Source organism: Leifsonia sp. Root1293 (assembly GCF_001425325.1).
Lineage (GTDB): Bacteria > Actinomycetota > Actinomycetes > Actinomycetales > Microbacteriaceae > Orlajensenia.
Window position 1 is genome coordinate 171,622 of the sequence record NZ_LMEH01000001.1, and the last position, 17,533, is coordinate 189,154.

A 17,533-nucleotide genomic window follows, 5' to 3' on the forward strand; every position below is an offset into this window, starting at 1 on the left:
GAGCGGTCCTCCCGGGTTCAGCGTGGAGGGACACCTCGCGCGCTGATCCAGCGAGAGTGGCTCCATGACCTCCAGGCTGCCGCTTCGTGTCGTGACCGAGTCCCTGCGCGACGCTCTCGCCCTCGTGCTGCCCGTCGAGTGCTGCGGATGCGGCGAGCCGGGCCGAGTGCTCTGCGCTGCCTGCAGCGCCCTCCTCGTTCCCGACGTGCACAGGGCCGACCGTGACGGACTGATCGTGCACTGCGCCCTCGACTACGACGGCGTCGCGCGAAGAGTGATCGGAGCGTTCAAGGACGGCGGGCGGCCGACCCTCGCCGGAGCTCTCGGTTCCGCCCTGCGTGAGGCCGTGCTGGCCGCCGTCGTGGAGGCCGATCCCGACGTGACGTCGGCACGGGTGCACCAGGACGCCCGTGGCATCGAGATCGTCGCCGTGCCATCGTCGCGCGCTGCGTACCGTCGACGGGGCTTCAGCCCCATCGGCGTCACGCTCGCCTCGGCAGGGTTGCGGTCCGGTCGGCTGCTGCGCGTGGTGGGCGTGCACGCCGACCAGGCCGGTCTCGGTCGCGAGGCGCGCGGCGCCAATGTCGCGGGCGGGCTGGCCGCGCGCCGGGGCGCGTTCGGGAGACCGCATCCGCTGGCCGGACGGCGGTTCATCGTCGTCGACGACATCCTCACCACGGGGTCGACGATGCGGGAGGCCGTGCGCGCCGTCGAGGCCGCCGGCGGCACGGTGATCGGGTGCGCCGCCCTTGCCGAGACCCGTCTGCGCAGCCGTCGAGGGTAGTCCCCGTACCTGTGTGAAACAACTGGTGACATCTCCTTCAAGGCGGGATACCGTGGGCCTAAAGGCGTGAACGATTCGCCCTCGCACCAGCCGGGTGACACGCCGGACAACGGGGAGGTCGACATGGAGCTGAACATCGTCGGACGAAACGCGGGTATCACGGATCGATTCCGGGAATACGCCACGGAGAAGGCCGACAAGGTCGCCCACCTGGCAGACAGGGCCGTCGCGCTCGAGGTGAAGGTCTGCCGTCATCACGAGACGAACGGAACGAGTGGGAACGACCGCGTCGAATTGACGCTCATCGGCAAGGGACCCGTCGTTCGGGCCGAGGCCGACGGATCAGACAAGTACGCGGCATTCGACGTCGCCTACGGACGACTGCTCGAGCGAGTGCGCCGGGCGAAGGATCGTCGCAAGATCCACCGGGGCCAGCACCGCCCCACGTCGCTGCGCGAGGCGACAGACGGCGGCTTCGAGGCCATCCACATCGCGCCAGCCTCATCCGAGGTGCTCGAGCGCGTGCGCACGGGATCGATCCCCGTCGTCGACGGCGCCGAACCAGCCGGGGAACCCGAGAGCGAGTACGACTACAGCCCCGTGGTGATCCGCCGAAAGCTGTTCGCCTCGGTGCCGATGTCGATCGACGACGCCCTGTACAACATGGAGCTCGTCGGGCACGACTTCTACCTCTTCTTCGACACCGAGACCAACCGTCCGAGTGTCGTCTACCGCCGCAAGGGTTGGGACTACGGCGTGATCGGGCTCGACGAGAACGTCGAAGCGGCGAGCTGAGACGCAGCGCGCCTCGGCATCCGTTCGGGGGTCGTGGGTCAGGCGAATCTCAGTTCGCCTCCGTCTACCATTGGTAGGGTTGCCCGTTGGGTGATGACCCGCGCATCCGAGCGGATGCGAGGCGTGCGTGCACGCCGTACTGACTATCTGGAGTGCATTCGTGGCCTCAATCCTGGAAAAGGTCCTTCGCGTCGGCGAGGGGCGCACGCTCCGCCGCCTGGAGAACTACGCGAAGGCGATCAACGCCCTCGAGGACGACTTCAGGGCCCTCAGTGACGAGGAGCTCAAGCACGAGACGGTCGAGTTCCGTGAGCGCTACGGAAACGGCGAGTCGCTCGACGACCTGCTGCCCGAGGCCTTCGCCGCCGTGCGCGAGGCGGCGCGGCGCACGCTCGGCCTCCGGCACTTCGACGTTCAGCTCATGGGTGGCGCAGCCCTGCACCTCGGCAACATCGCCGAGATGAAGACCGGCGAGGGCAAGACGCTCGTCGCGACGACGGCCGCCTACCTCAACGCCATCACCAGCCGCGGCGTCCACGTGATCACCGTCAACGACTTCCTCGCCAGCTACCAGTCCGAGCTCATGGGCCGTGTCTTCCGTGCCCTCGGCATGACGACCGGATGCATCATCGCCGGGCAGACGCCCGAGGTGCGTCGCGAGATGTACGCGGCCGACATCACCTACGGCACGAACAACGAGTTCGGCTTCGACTACCTGCGCGACAACATGGCGTGGCAGGCCTCGGACATGGTGCAGCGCGGTCACTACTTCGCCATCGTCGACGAGGTCGACTCGATCCTCATCGACGAGGCCCGCACCCCGCTCATCATCTCGGGACCGGCATCCGGAGAGGCCAACCGCTGGTTCAACGAGTTCGCGTCGCTGGCCACCCGCCTCGTTCCCGGCGAGGACTACGAGGTCGACGAGAAGAAGCGCACAGTGGGTGTCCTCGAGCCCGGCATCGAGAAGGTCGAGGACTACCTCGGCATCGACAACCTCTACGAGTCGGCCAACACCCCGCTCATCTCGTTCCTGAACAACGCGATCAAGGCCAACGCGCTGTTCAAGCGCGACAAGGACTACGTGGTGATGAACGGCGAGGTGCTCATCGTCGACGAGCACACGGGCCGTATCCTCATGGGGCGTCGCTACAACGAGGGCATCCACCAGGCGATCGAGGCCAAGGAGAAGGTCGCGGTCAAGGCCGAGAACCAGACCCTCGCCACTGTCACCCTGCAGAACTACTTCCGCCTCTACTCCAAGCTCTCCGGCATGACCGGTACGGCCGAGACCGAGGCAGCCGAGTTCATGTCGACCTACAAGCTCGGAGTCGTGGCGATCCCCACGAACAAGCCGATGGTGCGCATCGACCAGTCCGACCTCGTCTACAAGAACGAGGAGATCAAGTTCGCGCAGGTCGTCGAGGACATCGTCGAGCGTCACAAGGCCGGCCAGCCCGTCCTCGTCGGTACGACCAGCGTCGAGAAGAGCGAGTACCTCTCGCGCCTGCTCGCCAAGAAGGGCGTGCGGCACGAGGTGCTGAACGCCAAGAACCACGCGCGGGAGGCTGCCATCGTCGCCCAGGCCGGGCGTCTCGGCTCCGTCACGGTCGCCACCAACATGGCCGGCCGTGGTACCGACGTGATGCTCGGCGGCAACGCCGAGTTCCTCGCCGTCTCCGAGATGAACGCCGCGGGTCTCAGCCCTGTCGACACTCCCGAGGAGTACGAGGAGAAGTGGGACGAGGTCTTCGCCCGCGTCAAGGCCACCGTCGACGAGGATGCCGCGAAGGTCGTCGAGGCAGGCGGACTCTACGTGCTCGGAACCGAGCGTCACGAGTCCCGCCGCATCGACAACCAGCTGCGCGGTCGCTCCGGGCGTCAGGGCGACCCCGGTGAGAGCCGCTTCTACCTGTCGCTCACCGACGACCTGATGCGTTTGTTCAACTCCGGTGCGGCCGAGGCACTCATGTCGCGGGGCGTTCCGGATGACGTCGCCATCGAGTCGAAGGTCGTCAGCCGCGCCATCCGCAGTGCGCAGTCGCAGGTCGAAGCCCGCAACGCCGAGATCCGCAAGAACGTGCTCAAGTACGACGACGTGCTGAACCGCCAGCGTGAGGCCATCTACTCCGACCGACGCCACATCCTCGAGGGCGACGACCTGCACGAGCGCACCCAGAAGTTCCTGGAGTCGGTCATCGATGAGGTCGTCGACCAGCACACCGGCGAGAGCACCGGAGACGACTGGGACTTCGACGCCTTCTGGGCCGAGCTGAAGACGCTCTACCCCGTCGGAGTGACCATCGACGAGGTCGTGGCCGAGGCCGGGGCGAAGGGGCGCATCAACCGCGACTTCGTTCGTCGCGAGATCCTCTCCGACGCCCGCATCGCCTACCAGAACCGCGAGGCCCAGCTCGGGTCCCCGGCCATGCGCGAGCTCGAGCGCCGCGTCGTGCTCTCGGTCATCGACCGTCGCTGGCGCGAGCACCTCTACGAGATGGACTACCTGAAGGACGGCATCGGCCTGCGCGCGATGGCGCAGCGCGACCCGCTGGTCGAGTACCAGCGCGAGGGCTTCGCGATGTTCCAGCAGATGATGGGCCAGATCCGCGAGGAGACCGTCGGCTTCCTGTTCAACCTGGACGTCGAGGTCAACCAGGGCCCCGGCGAGGTGTCGACCCCGCGCGTCGCGGCCAAGGGCCTCGGTGGCATGGAGGCTCCGGCGGAGAAGCTCAGCTACTCCGCTCCCAGCGATTCCGGCGGAGTCGAGGTGCGCAACCAGCGTGGTCAGATCCAGCAGGCTGCGACCGAGCGCGCACGCCGGCAGGTCGCAGCCTCGCAGCCGGCGCCTGCGGCCGACGAGCCGGCAGGACGTGGTGCTTTCGGGCAGAAGTCCGCCGCCCCGGATGCCGCACCGGGCAACCGCGCCGAGCGACGCGCCCAGGACAAGCGCAAGGGCTGAGCTCCCGCTCTTCTCGAGAACGAGTGCCGCCCCGCATCCGCTGCAGCGGATGCGGGGCGGCATTCGTGCGTCTACAGCACGTTGATGCTGCTGGCCCGCCAGCGGTTATCGAGGCCCTCGAGCCTGATGGCGACAGCTCGGGTGCGCGACCGGCTGTGCACCATGACGACGGCCTCGACGACGCCGTCGCGTGGTTCGGTCACGATGATGCTGCCGATCGAGATCGTCGGACGCTGCGCCTGCTGCTTCTTGACCGCACGGGCCCTCGAGGCGAGCACGACGCGCTTCAGGAGATGCCGGTAGACGTCGTCGGTGACCCACCGGCTGAGCTGGTCGAGCTCCCGAGCGCCCGCGAGCACCTCCATCACGCAGCGGGTGAGGTTCGAGAGGAGGGGCTGAGGGTCGGGCAACGACCTGCGCGGGGTCGGCTGAGCCCCGAAGAAGTCATCGTCGAGATAACGACCGAGTGCGGTCGCTCCGATGAGAGGCGCCGGTGACGAAGACGGCACTGCTGCGTTCTCGTCCGGCGTCGGGGGACGTGCTGGATCTGGGCTCATGGCGCCGCTTCCAGGATTCGGGACCGGGTGGGCTCACCCCCGTCCGGGGGTGCCTGGGGAGACTCAATCATGATGAAGCCTCAGTTGTCCAGTCTCACCTCGTCGCTGTGGACAACTCCCGTGCCGCCCCGGGGGACTGGCTAACGTTCCGCACATGCGCTTCGACGACCTGTTCGACGACCTCGAGGGCCAGCTCGAACAGGAGTTGCACGCCGAGGAGGCCGACCTGCGCATCGAGGAGGAGCGCCTGCGGCTCGGCAGGCTCGGACTGCGCGACAGGCTGATGGCGCTGGCCCGGGAGCGGCCGACGGGCGCGGTCACCGCGCTGCGGCTCGAACTCGTCGGGGGAACCGTCATCGTGGTGCGTCCGAGGACGTTCGGGAAGGACTGGCTGGCCGGCGATCTCATCGACGGCTCGCCGTGGCATCCGCAGGGCATAGTCCCGCTCGCCGCCATCGCCGCCCTGGTGCTCGACAGGGCGCAGGTCGACCCCAGCCTCGAACCGTCTGGCGCGACGCGGGATCGCCTGATCGATCGCATCGGCCTCCCGTTCGTCCTGCGCGATCTCGGGCGGCGTCGCAGCTCCGTCGAACTGGTCACGGCGACGGGCTCACTGCATGGAACCATCGACGGGGTGGGCCGCGACCACCTCGACCTCGCCGTGCACGAGGCGGGCACTCCGCGCCGCGATCGGGCCGTGCGTCAGTACAGGGTCGTCCCGTTCGCCCACGTGCGTCTCGTGCGCCTCGTCGGCTGAATCGCGCTCACTCGGCCTCGGGTTCCGGCTTCTGCCGCAGGATGCGCCCCTCGGAGAGCTCGGGGATGTCGGCGTAGGCCGATTCCTGCCACAGCGACATGCGCCGCGCCTCCTCGTACTGGCCTTCGATGAAGGCCTCGAGCACGACCCTCTCCACGCGCCAGGCGCTGCCGACCCTGATGGCGGGCAGCTCGCCGGTGCGCACGAGCTCCGCGGCCTCGGCGACCGTGATCGCGAGGATCTCGGCGGTGTCGGCGAGCGAGAGGAATCGCGCGACGTCGCCATCGGGAGGTACGGGGGGCATCTGACCATTATCGTCGCCGTCGTCCCGTCGACAGCCCGCGGGACGCCTTGTGGATAACTCCCGCCCGCGACTCGGGGGACTCGGCATGATCGGGGACGGGCTCCGACGTCGGAGATCCGGGGAGGGTGCTCATGGGGGTCGCAGCCACGCGGGCCGGCTCCCGCTCGTTCTGGATCGACCCTCGATTCATCGTCGGGCTCGTCCTGGTGCTGGGTTCCGTGATCGGCGTGTACGCCGTCATTGCAGCCGCCGACCGCACGACCGAGGTCTACGTGGCCCGCGATGCGCTCGTCGTCGGCCAGGCCGTCGACGCCGACGACCTCGTCATCACCAGCGTGCGCCTCGGGGACGGCGCCGACGTCTACCTGGCCGCGACCGCCCCACCGGCCGACGGTCTCGTCATGACCCGCTCGGTGCTCGCCGGCGAGATGATCCCGGCGTCCGCCGTGTCGACGACGACGCAGGCCGGGCTCACCAGCGTGGTGGTGACAGTGAGCGGGCGCCTGCCCGAGAGCGTTGCGACTGGCTCCGTCGTCGACCTCTGGGCGGCGCGGGCCTCGAAGGCTGACGGGTTCGATCCGCCGGTCGTCCTGGTTCCCGGCGCGACCGTGGCCGCGGTGCGCGAGGCCGACGGCTTCCTCGCCGACGGCGACGGCCGGGCCGTCGAACTGCTCGTGCCCCGCGATGACATCGCCCTCGTGCTCGAGGCCATCGCCGACGACGACGCCCTCTCCGTCGTGCCCGGGGACGGCTGAGCATGGCCGCGATCGTCCTGATGCTCGATCGGGCCGTCGAGGACGCCCTGCTCGCGGACGTGATCGAGCACGGCCACTCGGTCGTGGCCAGGGCGGCGTCAGCCCGGGAACTCCTGCCCATCCTCGACGGCCTGCAGTTCGACGTCCTCGTCGCGTCGGCGGCAGGCATCACCAGCGAGCTCCTCGCCGTCTGCGATCGCCGGGGAGTGCGGGTGATCGCCATCGCGGCGAACGACGGCGCACGCCGCCATGCCGCAGATGTCGGTCTCCTCGAGGTGCTCGACGCCGACGCCGGCTGGGACGACGTCGAGAACATGCTGGGTCACAGGGGGCCGCCGCCGGTCGGCCTGCCGGAACCGCTCGTCGACAGGGGCGTGTCGGGCGTGATCGCCGTCTGGGGACCCACCGGCGCCCCGGGTCGCACCACACTGGCCGTCAACGTGGCTGCCGAGATCGCGGCACGCGGGTACTCGGTGCTGCTCGCCGACATCGACCCGTACGGCGGTACGGTCGCGCCGATGCTCGGACTGCTCGACGAGGCCCCCGGGTTCGCCGCCGCCTGCCGTCTCGCGGGCGCCGACAGCCTCACCCGGGCGGAACTGGATCGCATCGCCCAGCGCTACGGCAACCGGGACAGCTCCTTCCGGGTACTGACCGGCATCAGTCGTGCCACGCGCTGGCCGGAACTCGGAGGAAGCCGCGTGACGGCGGTGCTCGACGCCTGCAGGCGCTGGGTGGACGTCGTGGTGATCGACACCGGGTTCAGCCTCGAGTCCGACGAGGAGATCTCGAGCGACCTGTTCGCCCCGCGGCGGAACGGCGCCACCATCGCCGCCCTGCGCGCGGCCGACCACGTCATCGCCGTCGGAGGTGCCGACCCGATCGCGCTTCCGAGGTTCCTGCGCGGCTACGCCGACCTGACCGAGGCCATCGAGCCGATCAGGGTCAGCGTCGTGATGAACAGGCTGCGCGCCAGCGCCTCGGGCGTGGGGGCTGCCGGCCACGTGCTCTCGACCCTGCGCCGCTTCGGGGGCATCGAGGGGGCCGATATCGTGCCAGACGACCGACGCGGCGTCGACGCGGCCGTGCTGGCCGGCGCCACGCTCAGGGAGGTGTCACGGCGGTCGCCTGCGAGGCTCGCCATCGAGCGGTTCGTCGAGGACCGGGTACTGCCGACGCCGGATGCGGCACCCCGACGCACCCGGTGGCGGACGCGCTCGGCATCCGCTGCAACATCCGCTGCTCCCTCGATCGCGGGATCCGGTCCGGCGTCCGGACGCTGAGTCATCCCCGCTACGCTGGGAATCGTGTCGACGCTCAGTGATCTCGTACTCGCGCAGGGGCGCGGCAGCCAGGCCGATGTGGATTGGCTGCACATGCTCGTGGCCGACGGTCAGCTGATCGCCGACCTCGCCTTCGCCGACCTGGTCGTCTGGGTGCCGACGGCGGCCGGCAGCTTCGTTGCGGTGGCGCATGCGCGCCCATCGAGCGCCGCGACCCTGTTCTACCGCGACTTCGTCGGGCAGGAGATCAGGCAGGAGTGGGTCGCCCAGGTCACCGAGGCCTTCGAGACTGCACGCATCGTCGACTCGTCGACCCCGGCCTGGTACGAGGAGACGCCGACGCGGGTGCGGGCGGTCCCCGTGATGCGTCGGCTCTCTCCGACCGGCTCGAGCATCACCGACGAGCCGATCGCCGTGCTCACCCGGCACACCAACCTCAGCGAGACGCGCACCCCGAGCCGTCAGGAGCTGACGTTCAACGAGTGCGCCAACGACCTGTCGGCGATGATCGCCTCGGGCGACTTCCCCGATCTGGGCGCTCCCACGGGTCCGCGCCGGGGTGCGCCCCGCGCCTCCGACGGCCTGATCTGCCTCGATGTCGACGGCACGACGACGTTCGCGAGCCCCAATGCGCTGTCGGCCTTCAACCGCATGGGCTTCGCCGACGAACTGGAGGGCGAGTCACTCGCCGAGGTCACCACGCGGGTGCTGAGCGGGTCCCTCGTCGCCGACGAGTCGCTTCCCCTCGTCGTCACCGGCCGAGCGCCGTGGCGGACGGACATCGAGGCCAGGGGAGTCACGGTCTCGCTGCGGGCCATCCCGATCCGCAACAGGGGAGAGCGCATCGGCGCCATCATCCTGAGCCGCGACGTGACGGAGCTTCGACACCAGGAGCGGGAGCTCATCACGAAGGATGCGACGATCCGCGAGATCCACCATCGGGTGAAGAACAACCTGCAGACCGTCGCGTCGCTGCTGCGCATCCAGGCGCGACGCACCCACTCCGACGAGGCCCGCGAGGCACTCACGCAGGCCATGCGCCGGGTGGCGGCCATCGCCGTGGTGCACGACACCCTCTCCGAGGGGCTCGCTCAGAGCGTCGACTTCGATGCCGTGTTCGATCGGGTGCTGCTGCTCATCGCCGAGGTCGCATCCGCCCACAACACGACGGTGCATCCGAAGTCATCAGGTAGCTTCGGCGTGCTGCCGAGCGAGTACGCCACGCCGTTGGCCCTGGCGCTGACGGAGCTCGTGACGAATGCCGTCGAGCACGGGCTGGCAGGACGCGAGGGCGATGTCGAGATCATCGCCTCCCGCACCGACGACACCCTGAGCGTCAAGGTGCGCGACACCGGATCGGGCCTTCCGGAGGGCAAGGTGGGCTCCGGTCTCGGCACGCAGATCGTGCGCACGCTCATCCAGGGCGAGCTGAGCGGAACGATCGACTGGCACACGGTCCTGGGGAGCGGTACCGAGGTCACCATCGACATCCCGCTGCGCTGGCTGACGAAGCCGTAGCACCGCAGTCGGACAGCAGAAACGCGCCCCCGTAAGACGAGGGCGCGTTCTGCTGTGCTGGTCTAGGAGGCGCGACGGGCGCGAGCGGCGCGGCGCTTGAGTGCGCGGCGCTCGTCTTCGCTGAGGCCACCCCAGACGCCGGAATCCTGACCGGTCTCCAGGGCGTACTGCAGGCAGATCTCGGTGACGTTGCAGCGCGAGCAGACGGTCTTGGCCTTCTCGATCTGGTCGACCGCAGGTCCGGTGTTGCCGACCGGGAAGAACAGTTCGGGGTCTGCGGTGAGGCAGGCGGCCTTGTCGCGCCAGTCCATGGGGGTGCTCCTTTGTATTGCGGGGGTGCATGGCCGTATGGCCTCAGAATGCAACGGGGGGTGAAGGTCAAGTTGCAGGAAGTAAACTCAGGAGTGAACAGCTCACGACCCTGTGAGCAAAACTTGACCTCAAATATGGTCGCATAGTAAAAGAATCGGATCAATAGTTTTGAATGGGATAACCCTGTGAATGCCCGTCCTGTTCGGGGGCCAGAAGCTGAGGATTCCCCCCAGATCCCGGTTCGGAATGGCGCGTTGATCGCGGTTCTGCGGGTGCTGCTGTTCGCTGAGGCGGCTCTCGTCATCGGTGTCGCCGTGTGGTTCCTCGTGGAACTGCTGACGGCGGAGCCGGCATCGTTCACGAGCGCCGTGGCCATCTTCGTCATCGTCGTCATCGCCGCGGTCTTCGTCACGGCGATCGCCATCGGTGCTCTCCGCAGCAGGCCGTGGATCCGCGGCGCTGCCGTCACCTGGCAGGTGCTCCAGATCGCCGTGGCCGTCGGATGCTTCCAGGGCCTCTACGCGCGACCGGATATCGGCTGGGCCCTGCTGCTGCCGTCGCTGGCCGTGATCGTGCTGCTGCTCGTCCCCGGGGTCCGGGTGGCGTTCACGCACGAGTCCGAGCGCCCCGCCTACTGATCACAGCGCGGCGTGCCCGGGAACGGATGGGCTACTTGACCGGCACCTCGATGACGGCATCGAGGACGCGCACGGTCAGCGGCTTCGTCGTCGTGGTCTTCAGCGGCGTCCAGAACACAGTGGTGTGCGGGACTAAGTCCATGGTGCACGGCTGGTCGGGCAGAGGAGCCACGCTGACCTCCACCTCGTTCCCCTCGTCCGCCGTCTTCAGCACCGAGATCTCGGTGCCGACGTACGGACAGGTGGAGCTGCCCCACAGGATCACGGCGAGTTCTCCACCGTCGTTCAGGTAGAAGGCCTGGGGAGCGCCGTCAGTGTCCTCCGGGATCTTCTCGGACGTGGTGATGTCGTCGGGGACGCCCGAGAAGTTCTCCACCGGGCTCCCGCTGGGCGTACACCCCGTCAGGAGGACGAGCAGGAGTGCGGCGCCGGCGGTGGCGATGGCGTGTCGTTTCATCTCAGGTGTCTCCCATGTCACGCAGGCGATCGAGCGTTCCGGTCGAGGCCGGCGCCTCACTGCGCCCGGCTGGTCCCCAGCGTAGCGAGAAGATCGGTCTCCACATCGGGAAATTCGTCGCGCCCCGCCGAGATCAGTCGATGCCGAGCTTGCGGCGCAGCATCGAGATGTGCCCGGTCGCCTTGACGTTGTAGAGGGCGTGGCTGATGACGCCGGCCTCGTCGATCACGAAGGTCGAGCGCAGCGTCCCCGTCACGATGCGACCGTAGGAGTTCTTCTCGCCCCACGTGCCGTAGGCGCGGTGCACGGCGAGGTCCTCGTCGGAGAGGAGGGGGAAGGGGATCGAGTCCTCCTCCTGGAACCGCTTCAGCTTCTCGACGGCGTCCTTGGAGATGCCGAGCACCTGATACCCGGCTCCGGCCAGCGATGCGAGATTGTCGCGGAAGTCGCACGCCTGCGTGGTGCATCCGGGAGTCATCGCCTCGGGGTAGAAGTACACGATGACCCGACGTCCCGCGTAGTCGGCGAGCGAGACGGGCGAGCCGTCCTGGTCGAGGAGGGTGAAGGCGGGGGCTGTGTCGCCGGTCTGCAGGCGGAACGGTTCGGTCATTCCTCCATCCTCGCGCACCGGAGCGACGGGCTAGAACGTCGGTCGCTCGGAGAACGTCGTCAGCAGCCGCTGGAGGGAGTCGAGGCGAGCGACGCCCTGTTCGCCCAGCTCTCCTGCGGCCACCGCCTCGTTGATGGCGCAGTCCGGAGCATCGGGGAGGTGCGTGCAGCCACGCGGACAGCGCTGCGCGATGGCATCGAGGTCGGTGAACGACTTGAGGATGTTCGCCGTGTCGACATGGCCGAGTCCGAACGAGCGCACTCCGGGGGTGTCGATGGCCCAGCCGCGGCCGGCCGGCACATCGATGCGCAGCGACACCGTCGACGACGAGGTGTGCCGACCGCGACCTGTGACGGTGTTGACGACGCCTGTCGCCCGGTTCGCGTCGGGGACCAGGGCGTTGACGAGAGTGGACTTTCCGACGCCGGAGTGGCCGACGAACACGGTCTCGTGGCCGATGAGGTCTGCCGTGATGAGGTCGAGCGGGATGTCGTCGCTGCGGCTCGTGAAGACCGTGAGGCCGAGGCCGGCGAAGTTCGCGAGGAACTCGGTCGGGTCGGCGAGGTCGGTCTTCGTGACGACGAGCATCGGGCGGATGCCGGCGTCGTACGCGGCGACGAGGTAGCGGTCGACGAGGCGCACTCGCGGCTCGGGATTGGCGGCCGCGACCACGATGAGCATCTGATCGGCGTTGGCGACGACGACGCGCTCGATGGCATCGGTGTCGTCGGCGCTGCGCCGCAGCAGCGTCGTGCGCGGCTGGATGCGCACGATGCGGGCGAGGGTGCCCTCGTCACCGGTCGAGTCCCCGACGATGTCCACGCGATCACCGTTGACGACGGGTTGCTTGCGGAGCTCCCGCGCACGGGCGGCCGTGACCACGTGCTCGGTCTCGAGGTTCTCGTCGACGAGTACGGTGTAGCGCCCGCGGTCGACTCCGAGCACCCGGGCTGTGATGGCCTGCGCGTAGGCGGGCCTGGTCTTCGTGCGCGGTCGGTTGGCCTTCGGATTCGGGCGCACGCGGATGTCGGCCTCGTCGAACTCCGGCTCGTCCTCGTCGTCGTCGGTCTCCCACCAACTCATGCCAGGGGATCCGTCCCGGGTTCGGGGAGGTCGACGCTGGTGTCCGAAGTGGCCATTGCCGCTGCATCCGTGCCGAGCATGGCGTGCCAGAGCTGGGGGAACTGGGGGAGCGTCTTCGCCGTCGTCGCGATGTCGTGGATCTCCACGCCGGGCACGGCGAGGCCGATGATGGCTCCCGTCGTCGCTATGCGGTGGTCGGCGTAGCTCTTCCAGACGCCGCCGTGAAGTGGTGCCGGCTCGATGCGCAGCCCGTCCTCCAGCTCGGTCACCCGTCCCCCCAAGCCGTTGATCTCGGCGGCGAGGGCGGCGAGTCTGTCGGTCTCGTGGTGACGGATGTGGCCGATGCCCGTGAACTCGCTCGGCCCGTCGGCGAGGGCTGCCAGGGCGACCAGGTTCGGAACCAGCTCGCCGCCGGTCGACAGGTCGAGGGTGACTCCGCGGATGCCGTCTCCTCCGGTGACGGTGACGCTGTCACCGGTGCGCTCGACCGTCGCTCCGAACAGGGGGAGCAGGTCGAGCAGGTCGTTGCCGACCTGCGTCGTCTCAGCGGGCCAGCCCGGGATGGTGATGCTGCCGCCCGTCACGAGGGCAGCGGCGAGGAAGGGCGCCGCATTGGAGAGGTCGGGCTCGATGGCGACATCGGCCCCCGCCACGGCACCCGGCGCGACGATCCAGTGGCCGAGCTCCGGTTGCTGCACGACGACGCCGCGCTGCGCGAGCGTGGCGATCGTCATCTCGATGTGCGGCTGGCTGGGAAGGCGTTCGCCGTCATGACGCAGATCGAGGCCGTCGTCGAATCGGGCGGCCGCCAGGAGCAGGCCCGAGACGAACTGACTGGTGAGCGTCGCATCGATCGTGATCGCGCCGCCGGCGACATGGCCGCTGCCGTGCACGGTGAACGGAAGCGCGGCGCGGGAGTCGTCGTTGATGTCGACGCCGAGCTCGCGGAGAGACGAGATGGTGGTGGCCATCGGCCGACGACGTGCACCCTCGTCACCGTCGAAGGTCGTCGGGCCGAGGGCCAGGCCGGCGACGGGCGGGAGGAAACGCATGACGGTTCCTGCGAGCCCGCAGTCGATGGTGGTGGAGCCGGTGAGCTCGTCAGCCGGCGTGATGACGAGGTCGGGGCCGAAGTCGCCGCCACCGGGCGTCTCCTCGACGCCGACGCCGAGGGAGCGGAGGGCCTCGATCATCAGGGCCGTGTCGCGGGAGTGCAGGGGCGCTCGCAGGCGGGAGGGGGACTCCGCCAGTGCCGACAGGACGAGTTCGCGGTTGGTCAGCGACTTCGACCCGGGAAGGGCGACCACGGAGTGCACGCCGGCGGTCGCCACGGGGGCGGCCCAGAGCACGTCGGGGTCGTCTGGGCTTTCATCGCCGTAGGGATTGAAGTCCGGTGCGGAATATCGCGAGATGAGCATCGGTTATCACGATAGTCGGTGAAGAAAAGACGGATGGAGGCATCAGTGAGTGTGACAGGCGTGCTCGAGCGCGATTCGGCAGTGGCCGTATCGGTCTCCCCGTCGACCCTCACCGAGCGTCAGCATCTAGGATGGCCGGTGATGAATCCGGAACCAGTCGAGGAATCCGAGCCCGCCCTCGGAACACTGTTCGAGCAGCAGGCCCTGCCGTTCATGGACCAGCTGTACGCAGCGGCCATGCGCATGACCAAGAACCCGGCCGACGCCGCGGATCTTGTCCAGGAGACCTTCGTGAAGGCGTTCGCAGCCTTCAAGCAGTTCGAACAGGGCACCAATCTGAAGGCATGGCTCTACAGGATCCTGACCAACACCTTCATCAACACCTACCGCAAGAAGCAGCGTGAGCCCTACCAGGGCACGATCGACGAGCTCGAGGACTGGCAGCTGGGCGGTGCCGTCTCGACGACGGCCATGTCGAGCCGGTCGGCCGAGGCCGAGGCGATCGACCATCTTCCGGACAGTGCGGTGAAGGATGCCCTCCAGGCCATTCCCGAGGACTTCAGGCTGGCGGTGTACCTCGCAGACGTCGAGGGCTTCGCGTACCAGGAGATCGCCGACATCATGAAAACCCCGATCGGCACAGTGATGAGCCGCCTGCACCGTGGCAGGCGAATGCTTCGCGAGTCGCTTGCCGAATACGCGGCGGAGCAGGGCATCGGCACGACGCCCCCCGCCCAGACCAGGAGCAGCAGATGACCGACTGTGGATGCGACAAGGCCAAGGCCGAACTCGAGGAGTACCTGCACAACGAGTTGTGCAGCGCTGACGCGCAGGACATCAGGGACCACCTGGCGAACTGCCCGGACTGCACGTCCGAGCACCACGTGGGCCGGGTGCTGACCGAGGCCGTCCAGCGCGCGTGCAAGGAGACGGCTCCCGAGGAACTGCGTGCGCAGGTGCTCGAGAGCCTGCGCTCGCTGCAGTCGACGCACTAGTCCTCTCCGTCCCGCCGTCGGACACCGACCACTGAGGGAAAACTCGTTTCGTCACAGAGAAGCTAACTCGGTTAGCATTGCCTCGTGAGTCCTTCGAAGAAAACCGCGTCAGCGTCGCCCTCCCGAGTTCCGGTGTGGTTGAGGGCGACCCTCCCCGCCGTGCTGATCCTGATCTGGTTCGGCCTGTTCGGGGCCGGTGGCGCATCGTTCGGCTCACTCAGCACCGTCGTGGAGAACGACCAGTCCCAGTTCCTCCCGGCCGACTCCGAGGCCACGCAGGTGCAGGAGCTCCAGGAGGGCTTCCGCGACGCCGACGTCATCCCGGCGATCGTCGTCTACCAGCGCGACGGCGGGTTGACGGATGCCGACGACTCGGCGATCGACGCCGACGCGGCGGCCTTCCAGGACATCGACGGCGTCATCGCCGACGGCGTCTCACCGGCCGTGGTCTCCGAGGACGGCGAGGCTGCCGAACTCTTCGTGCAGATCGATGCGAGCGCCGAGACCAAGGACGTCGTCGGAGAGATGCGCGACCGCATCGCCGACACCGCCGTCGACGGGCTCACGGCATCCGTCACCGGACCGGCCGGATTCACCACCGACCTGGCAGGAGCCTTCTCCGGCATCGACGGGATCCTGCTCGGCGTCGCCCTGCTGGCCGTCTTCATCATCCTGATCATCGTGTACCGCTCGCCGCTGCTTCCGGTGATCGTGCTCGGCACCAGCCTCTCCTCGCTCTGCGCGGCGGTGCTCGCTGTCGTCTCGCTGGCCAAGGCCGACATCCTGCTGCTGAACGGCCAGACGCAGGGCATCCTGTTCATCCTCGTGATCGGCGCGGCCACCGACTACTCGCTGCTCTACATCTCGCGCTACCGCGAGGCGCTGCACATGCACGAGCGCAAGTGGGATGCCACCATCGCAGCGCTCAAGGGCGCATGGGAGCCGATCCTGGCGTCGGGCGGCACCGTGATCGCCGGTCTGCTCATGCTGCTCTTCAGCGAGTTGAACTCCAACAAGATCCTCGGGCCCGTCGCCGCCATCGGAATCGTGTTCGCCGTGCTCGGATCGTTGACCCTCCTGCCGGCGTTGCTCCTCTGGGCCGGCCGCGTCGCCTTCTGGCCGGTTCGCCCGAAGGTGGCCGCCCACACGGCGGCCGATGACGAGATCGCGAAGAAGGGCGTCTGGCCGTGGGTCGCACGCCTCGTCGCCCGGCGCCCGCGTCTGATCTGGATCGTCTCGACCCTCATCCTGATCGTGCTCTCGCTCGGCGTGACCCAGTTGAAGGCCGACGGCGTTCCCACCAGTGAGTTCGTGCTCGGTGAGTCGCAGGCTCGCGACGGACAGGCCGTCCTCGGCGAGCACTTCCCGGGTGGATCGGGAACCCCGGCCGTGATCATCGCACCCGAGGACTCGCTCCAGGAGGTCGCCGACATCGCCCTCGGTACCGACGGAGTCTCCGACGTGACGGTGATCTCGGAGGACTCGCCGAGCGGGTCGCTCCCCGTGACAGCGGACGGCATCCAGCCCCTGGGCCCTCCGGGCACCCCCGCGGGAGAACCCACCGTCGTCGACGGGAACGTGCAGCTGAACGCCACGCTCGACTACGCCAGCGACTCGGACGATGCCGAGGCCGTCGTCGCCGACCTGCGCGACCAGCTCGCCGACGTCGGCACCGACGCGGATCCCGTGCTCGTCGGCGGCGCCACCGCTGTGGCGCTCGACACCAAGAACGCGGCCATCAACGACCGCAACCTCATCATCCCGCTCGTGCTCGGCGTCATCCTGCTGATCCTGATGCTGCTGCTTCGCTCCATCGTCGCTCCGCTGCTCCTCATCGGCACGGTCGTGCTCTCGTTCGGTGCGGCCCTCGGTGTCTCTGCGGTGGTGTTCAACACCGTGTTCGGCTTCGCCGGGGCCGATCCGACGGTTCCTCTGTTCGGCTTCGTCTTCCTGGTGGCCCTGGGCGTCGACTACAACATCTTCCTCATGACACGGGTGCGCGAGGAGTCGATGCTGCACGGCGCTCGCGAGGGTGTCCTGCGCGGCCTCGTCGTGACCGGCGGCGTGATCACCTCGGCCGGACTGGTGCTGGCCGCCACCTTCGCCGCACTCGGCGTCGTGCCCATCCTGTTCCTGGTGCAGTTGTCGTTCATCGTGGCGTTCGGCGTGCTGCTCGACACCTTCCTCGTGCGGTCGCTGCTGGTGCCGGCACTGTCCTACGACATCGGTCGGGCGGTGTGGTGGCCGTCGAAGCTCTCGCGCGCCGAGCAGCCGGACACAGTCGCGCGGCGATAGATTCGCTCCC

Annotated in this window: 18 protein-coding genes; 11 read left to right on the forward strand and 7 right to left on the reverse strand. The window is 68.5% G+C overall.

Features of this window, described 5'->3' with window-relative positions; translation table 11 throughout:
• Nucleotides 1-64: 64 nt before the first annotated feature.
• From ASC59_RS00745 to secA, 3 genes are all read left to right on the forward strand, one after another.
• The gene (locus ASC59_RS00745; RefSeq protein ID WP_055817481.1) at nt 65-784 is read left to right on the forward strand and encodes a ComF family protein; all 720 of its coding nucleotides are present in this window, start codon (nt 65-67) and stop codon (nt 782-784) included.
• A 123-nt stretch (nt 785-907) separates the two neighbouring features.
• Nucleotides 908-1,579 carry a ribosome hibernation-promoting factor, HPF/YfiA family gene (gene hpf / locus ASC59_RS00750; RefSeq protein WP_055822567.1) on the forward strand — a complete coding sequence of 224 codons (672 nt, stop codon included), beginning with the start codon at nt 908-910 and terminating at the stop codon, nt 1,577-1,579.
• 160 nt (nt 1,580-1,739) lie between these two features.
• Entirely contained in the window at nt 1,740-4,541 is a 2,802-nt protein-coding gene (secA, locus tag ASC59_RS00755) for a preprotein translocase subunit SecA (RefSeq protein WP_055817483.1), read from the forward strand.
• A 71-nt stretch (nt 4,542-4,612) separates the two neighbouring features.
• Here secA and ASC59_RS00760 read toward each other — a convergent pair whose 3' ends face one another.
• Complete coding sequence (locus ASC59_RS00760; RefSeq protein WP_157487888.1) at nt 4,613-5,098, reverse strand: Rv3235 family protein; 486 nt, start codon at nt 5,096-5,098, stop codon at nt 4,613-4,615.
• 154 nt (nt 5,099-5,252) lie between these two features.
• On the opposite strand from ASC59_RS00760, the gene ASC59_RS00765 reads away from it, so the two are divergent.
• Nucleotides 5,253-5,855, forward strand: coding sequence for a hypothetical protein (locus tag ASC59_RS00765; RefSeq protein ID WP_055817485.1), 603 nt, complete (start codon nt 5,253-5,255; stop codon nt 5,853-5,855).
• A gap of 7 nt (nt 5,856-5,862) precedes the next feature.
• On the opposite strand, the gene ASC59_RS00770 is transcribed toward ASC59_RS00765, so the two are convergent.
• Nucleotides 5,863-6,159 carry a helix-turn-helix domain-containing protein gene (locus ASC59_RS00770; protein WP_055817486.1) on the reverse strand — a complete coding sequence of 99 codons (297 nt, stop codon included), beginning with the start codon at nt 6,157-6,159 and terminating at the stop codon, nt 5,863-5,865.
• A gap of 131 nt (nt 6,160-6,290) precedes the next feature.
• On the opposite strand from ASC59_RS00770, the gene ASC59_RS00775 reads away from it, so the two are divergent.
• From ASC59_RS00775 to ASC59_RS00785, 3 genes are read left to right on the forward strand one after another with little or no spacing between them, the layout of a single operon-like run.
• The gene (locus ASC59_RS00775) at nt 6,291-6,914 is read left to right on the forward strand and encodes a hypothetical protein (RefSeq protein ID WP_055817488.1); all 624 of its coding nucleotides are present in this window, start codon (nt 6,291-6,293) and stop codon (nt 6,912-6,914) included.
• Nucleotides 6,915-6,916: 2 nt separating this feature from the next.
• On the forward strand, nt 6,917-8,197 hold the full coding sequence (locus ASC59_RS00780; RefSeq protein ID WP_082513311.1) for an AAA family ATPase: 1,281 nt from the start codon (nt 6,917-6,919) through the stop codon (nt 8,195-8,197).
• A gap of 24 nt (nt 8,198-8,221) precedes the next feature.
• Nucleotides 8,222-9,715 carry a sensor histidine kinase gene (locus ASC59_RS00785; protein ID WP_055817492.1) on the forward strand — a complete coding sequence of 498 codons (1,494 nt, stop codon included), beginning with the start codon at nt 8,222-8,224 and terminating at the stop codon, nt 9,713-9,715.
• A gap of 62 nt (nt 9,716-9,777) precedes the next feature.
• Here ASC59_RS00785 and ASC59_RS00790 read toward each other — a convergent pair whose 3' ends face one another.
• Nucleotides 9,778-10,026 (reverse strand): WhiB family transcriptional regulator, encoded by a 249-nt coding sequence (locus ASC59_RS00790; RefSeq protein ID WP_055817493.1) that lies wholly within the window; start codon nt 10,024-10,026, stop codon nt 9,778-9,780.
• Nucleotides 10,027-10,281: 255 nt separating this feature from the next.
• On the opposite strand from ASC59_RS00790, the gene ASC59_RS00795 reads away from it, so the two are divergent.
• Entirely contained in the window at nt 10,282-10,665 is a 384-nt protein-coding gene (locus ASC59_RS00795; protein ID WP_235492537.1) for a hypothetical protein, read from the forward strand.
• Nucleotides 10,666-10,696: 31 nt separating this feature from the next.
• Here the strand turns inward: ASC59_RS00795 and ASC59_RS00800 are convergent, their stop codons facing one another.
• The 4 genes from ASC59_RS00800 to aroA form a co-directional block, all read right to left on the reverse strand.
• Nucleotides 10,697-11,122: a hypothetical protein gene (locus ASC59_RS00800; protein WP_055817495.1), complete on the reverse strand. Its 426-nt coding sequence runs from the start codon at nt 11,120-11,122 to the stop codon at nt 10,697-10,699.
• A 133-nt stretch (nt 11,123-11,255) separates the two neighbouring features.
• Nucleotides 11,256-11,732: a thioredoxin-dependent thiol peroxidase gene (gene bcp / locus ASC59_RS00805; RefSeq protein WP_055817497.1), complete on the reverse strand. Its 477-nt coding sequence runs from the start codon at nt 11,730-11,732 to the stop codon at nt 11,256-11,258.
• A 30-nt stretch (nt 11,733-11,762) separates the two neighbouring features.
• Nucleotides 11,763-12,815: a ribosome small subunit-dependent GTPase A gene (rsgA, locus tag ASC59_RS00810; protein WP_055817499.1), complete on the reverse strand. Its 1,053-nt coding sequence runs from the start codon at nt 12,813-12,815 to the stop codon at nt 11,763-11,765.
• Nucleotides 12,812-14,233 carry a 3-phosphoshikimate 1-carboxyvinyltransferase gene (aroA, locus tag ASC59_RS00815; RefSeq protein ID WP_055817501.1) on the reverse strand — a complete coding sequence of 474 codons (1,422 nt, stop codon included), beginning with the start codon at nt 14,231-14,233 and terminating at the stop codon, nt 12,812-12,814. The genes rsgA and aroA overlap by 4 nt, the downstream gene beginning before the upstream one ends.
• Before the next feature lie 141 nt (nt 14,234-14,374).
• On the opposite strand from aroA, the gene ASC59_RS00820 reads away from it, so the two are divergent.
• The 3 genes from ASC59_RS00820 (at nt 14,375) to ASC59_RS00830 (ending at nt 17,523) form a co-directional block, all read left to right on the forward strand.
• On the forward strand, nt 14,375-14,989 hold the full coding sequence (locus ASC59_RS00820) for a sigma-70 family RNA polymerase sigma factor (protein WP_157487889.1): 615 nt from the start codon (nt 14,375-14,377) through the stop codon (nt 14,987-14,989).
• On the forward strand, nt 14,986-15,228 hold the full coding sequence (locus tag ASC59_RS00825) for a zf-HC2 domain-containing protein (RefSeq protein ID WP_055817503.1): 243 nt from the start codon (nt 14,986-14,988) through the stop codon (nt 15,226-15,228). The genes ASC59_RS00820 and ASC59_RS00825 overlap by 4 nt, the downstream gene beginning before the upstream one ends.
• A 159-nt stretch (nt 15,229-15,387) precedes the next feature.
• Entirely contained in the window at nt 15,388-17,523 is a 2,136-nt protein-coding gene (locus tag ASC59_RS00830; protein ID WP_082513564.1) for an MMPL family transporter, read from the forward strand.
• The last annotated feature ends 10 nt before the right edge of the window (nt 17,524-17,533 follow it).

Excerpts from the sequence above, each read along its gene's own strand:
- ASC59_RS00745 (WP_055817481.1), top strand. The coding sequence starts at position 65 with ATGACCTCCAGGCTGCCGCTTCGTGTCGTGACCGAGTCCCTGCGCGAC.
- hpf (WP_055822567.1), top strand. The coding sequence starts at position 908 with ATGGAGCTGAACATCGTCGGACGAAACGCGGGTATCACGGATCGATTC.
- ASC59_RS00760 (WP_157487888.1), bottom strand. The coding sequence starts at position 5,098 with ATGAGCCCAGATCCAGCACGTCCCCCGACGCCGGACGAGAACGCAGCA.
- ASC59_RS00765 (WP_055817485.1), top strand. The coding sequence starts at position 5,253 with ATGCGCTTCGACGACCTGTTCGACGACCTCGAGGGCCAGCTCGAACAG.
- ASC59_RS00770 (WP_055817486.1), bottom strand. The coding sequence starts at position 6,159 with ATGCCCCCCGTACCTCCCGATGGCGACGTCGCGCGATTCCTCTCGCTC.
- ASC59_RS00775 (WP_055817488.1), top strand. The coding sequence starts at position 6,291 with ATGGGGGTCGCAGCCACGCGGGCCGGCTCCCGCTCGTTCTGGATCGAC.
- ASC59_RS00780 (WP_082513311.1), top strand. The coding sequence starts at position 6,917 with ATGGCCGCGATCGTCCTGATGCTCGATCGGGCCGTCGAGGACGCCCTG.
- ASC59_RS00790 (WP_055817493.1), bottom strand. The coding sequence starts at position 10,026 with ATGGACTGGCGCGACAAGGCCGCCTGCCTCACCGCAGACCCCGAACTG.
- ASC59_RS00800 (WP_055817495.1), bottom strand. The coding sequence starts at position 11,122 with ATGAAACGACACGCCATCGCCACCGCCGGCGCCGCACTCCTGCTCGTC.
- bcp (WP_055817497.1), bottom strand. The coding sequence starts at position 11,732 with ATGACCGAACCGTTCCGCCTGCAGACCGGCGACACAGCCCCCGCCTTC.
- rsgA (WP_055817499.1), bottom strand. The coding sequence starts at position 12,815 with ATGAGTTGGTGGGAGACCGACGACGACGAGGACGAGCCGGAGTTCGAC.
- aroA (WP_055817501.1), bottom strand. The coding sequence starts at position 14,233 with ATGCTCATCTCGCGATATTCCGCACCGGACTTCAATCCCTACGGCGAT.
- ASC59_RS00820 (WP_157487889.1), top strand. The coding sequence starts at position 14,375 with ATGAATCCGGAACCAGTCGAGGAATCCGAGCCCGCCCTCGGAACACTG.
- ASC59_RS00825 (WP_055817503.1), top strand. The coding sequence starts at position 14,986 with ATGACCGACTGTGGATGCGACAAGGCCAAGGCCGAACTCGAGGAGTAC.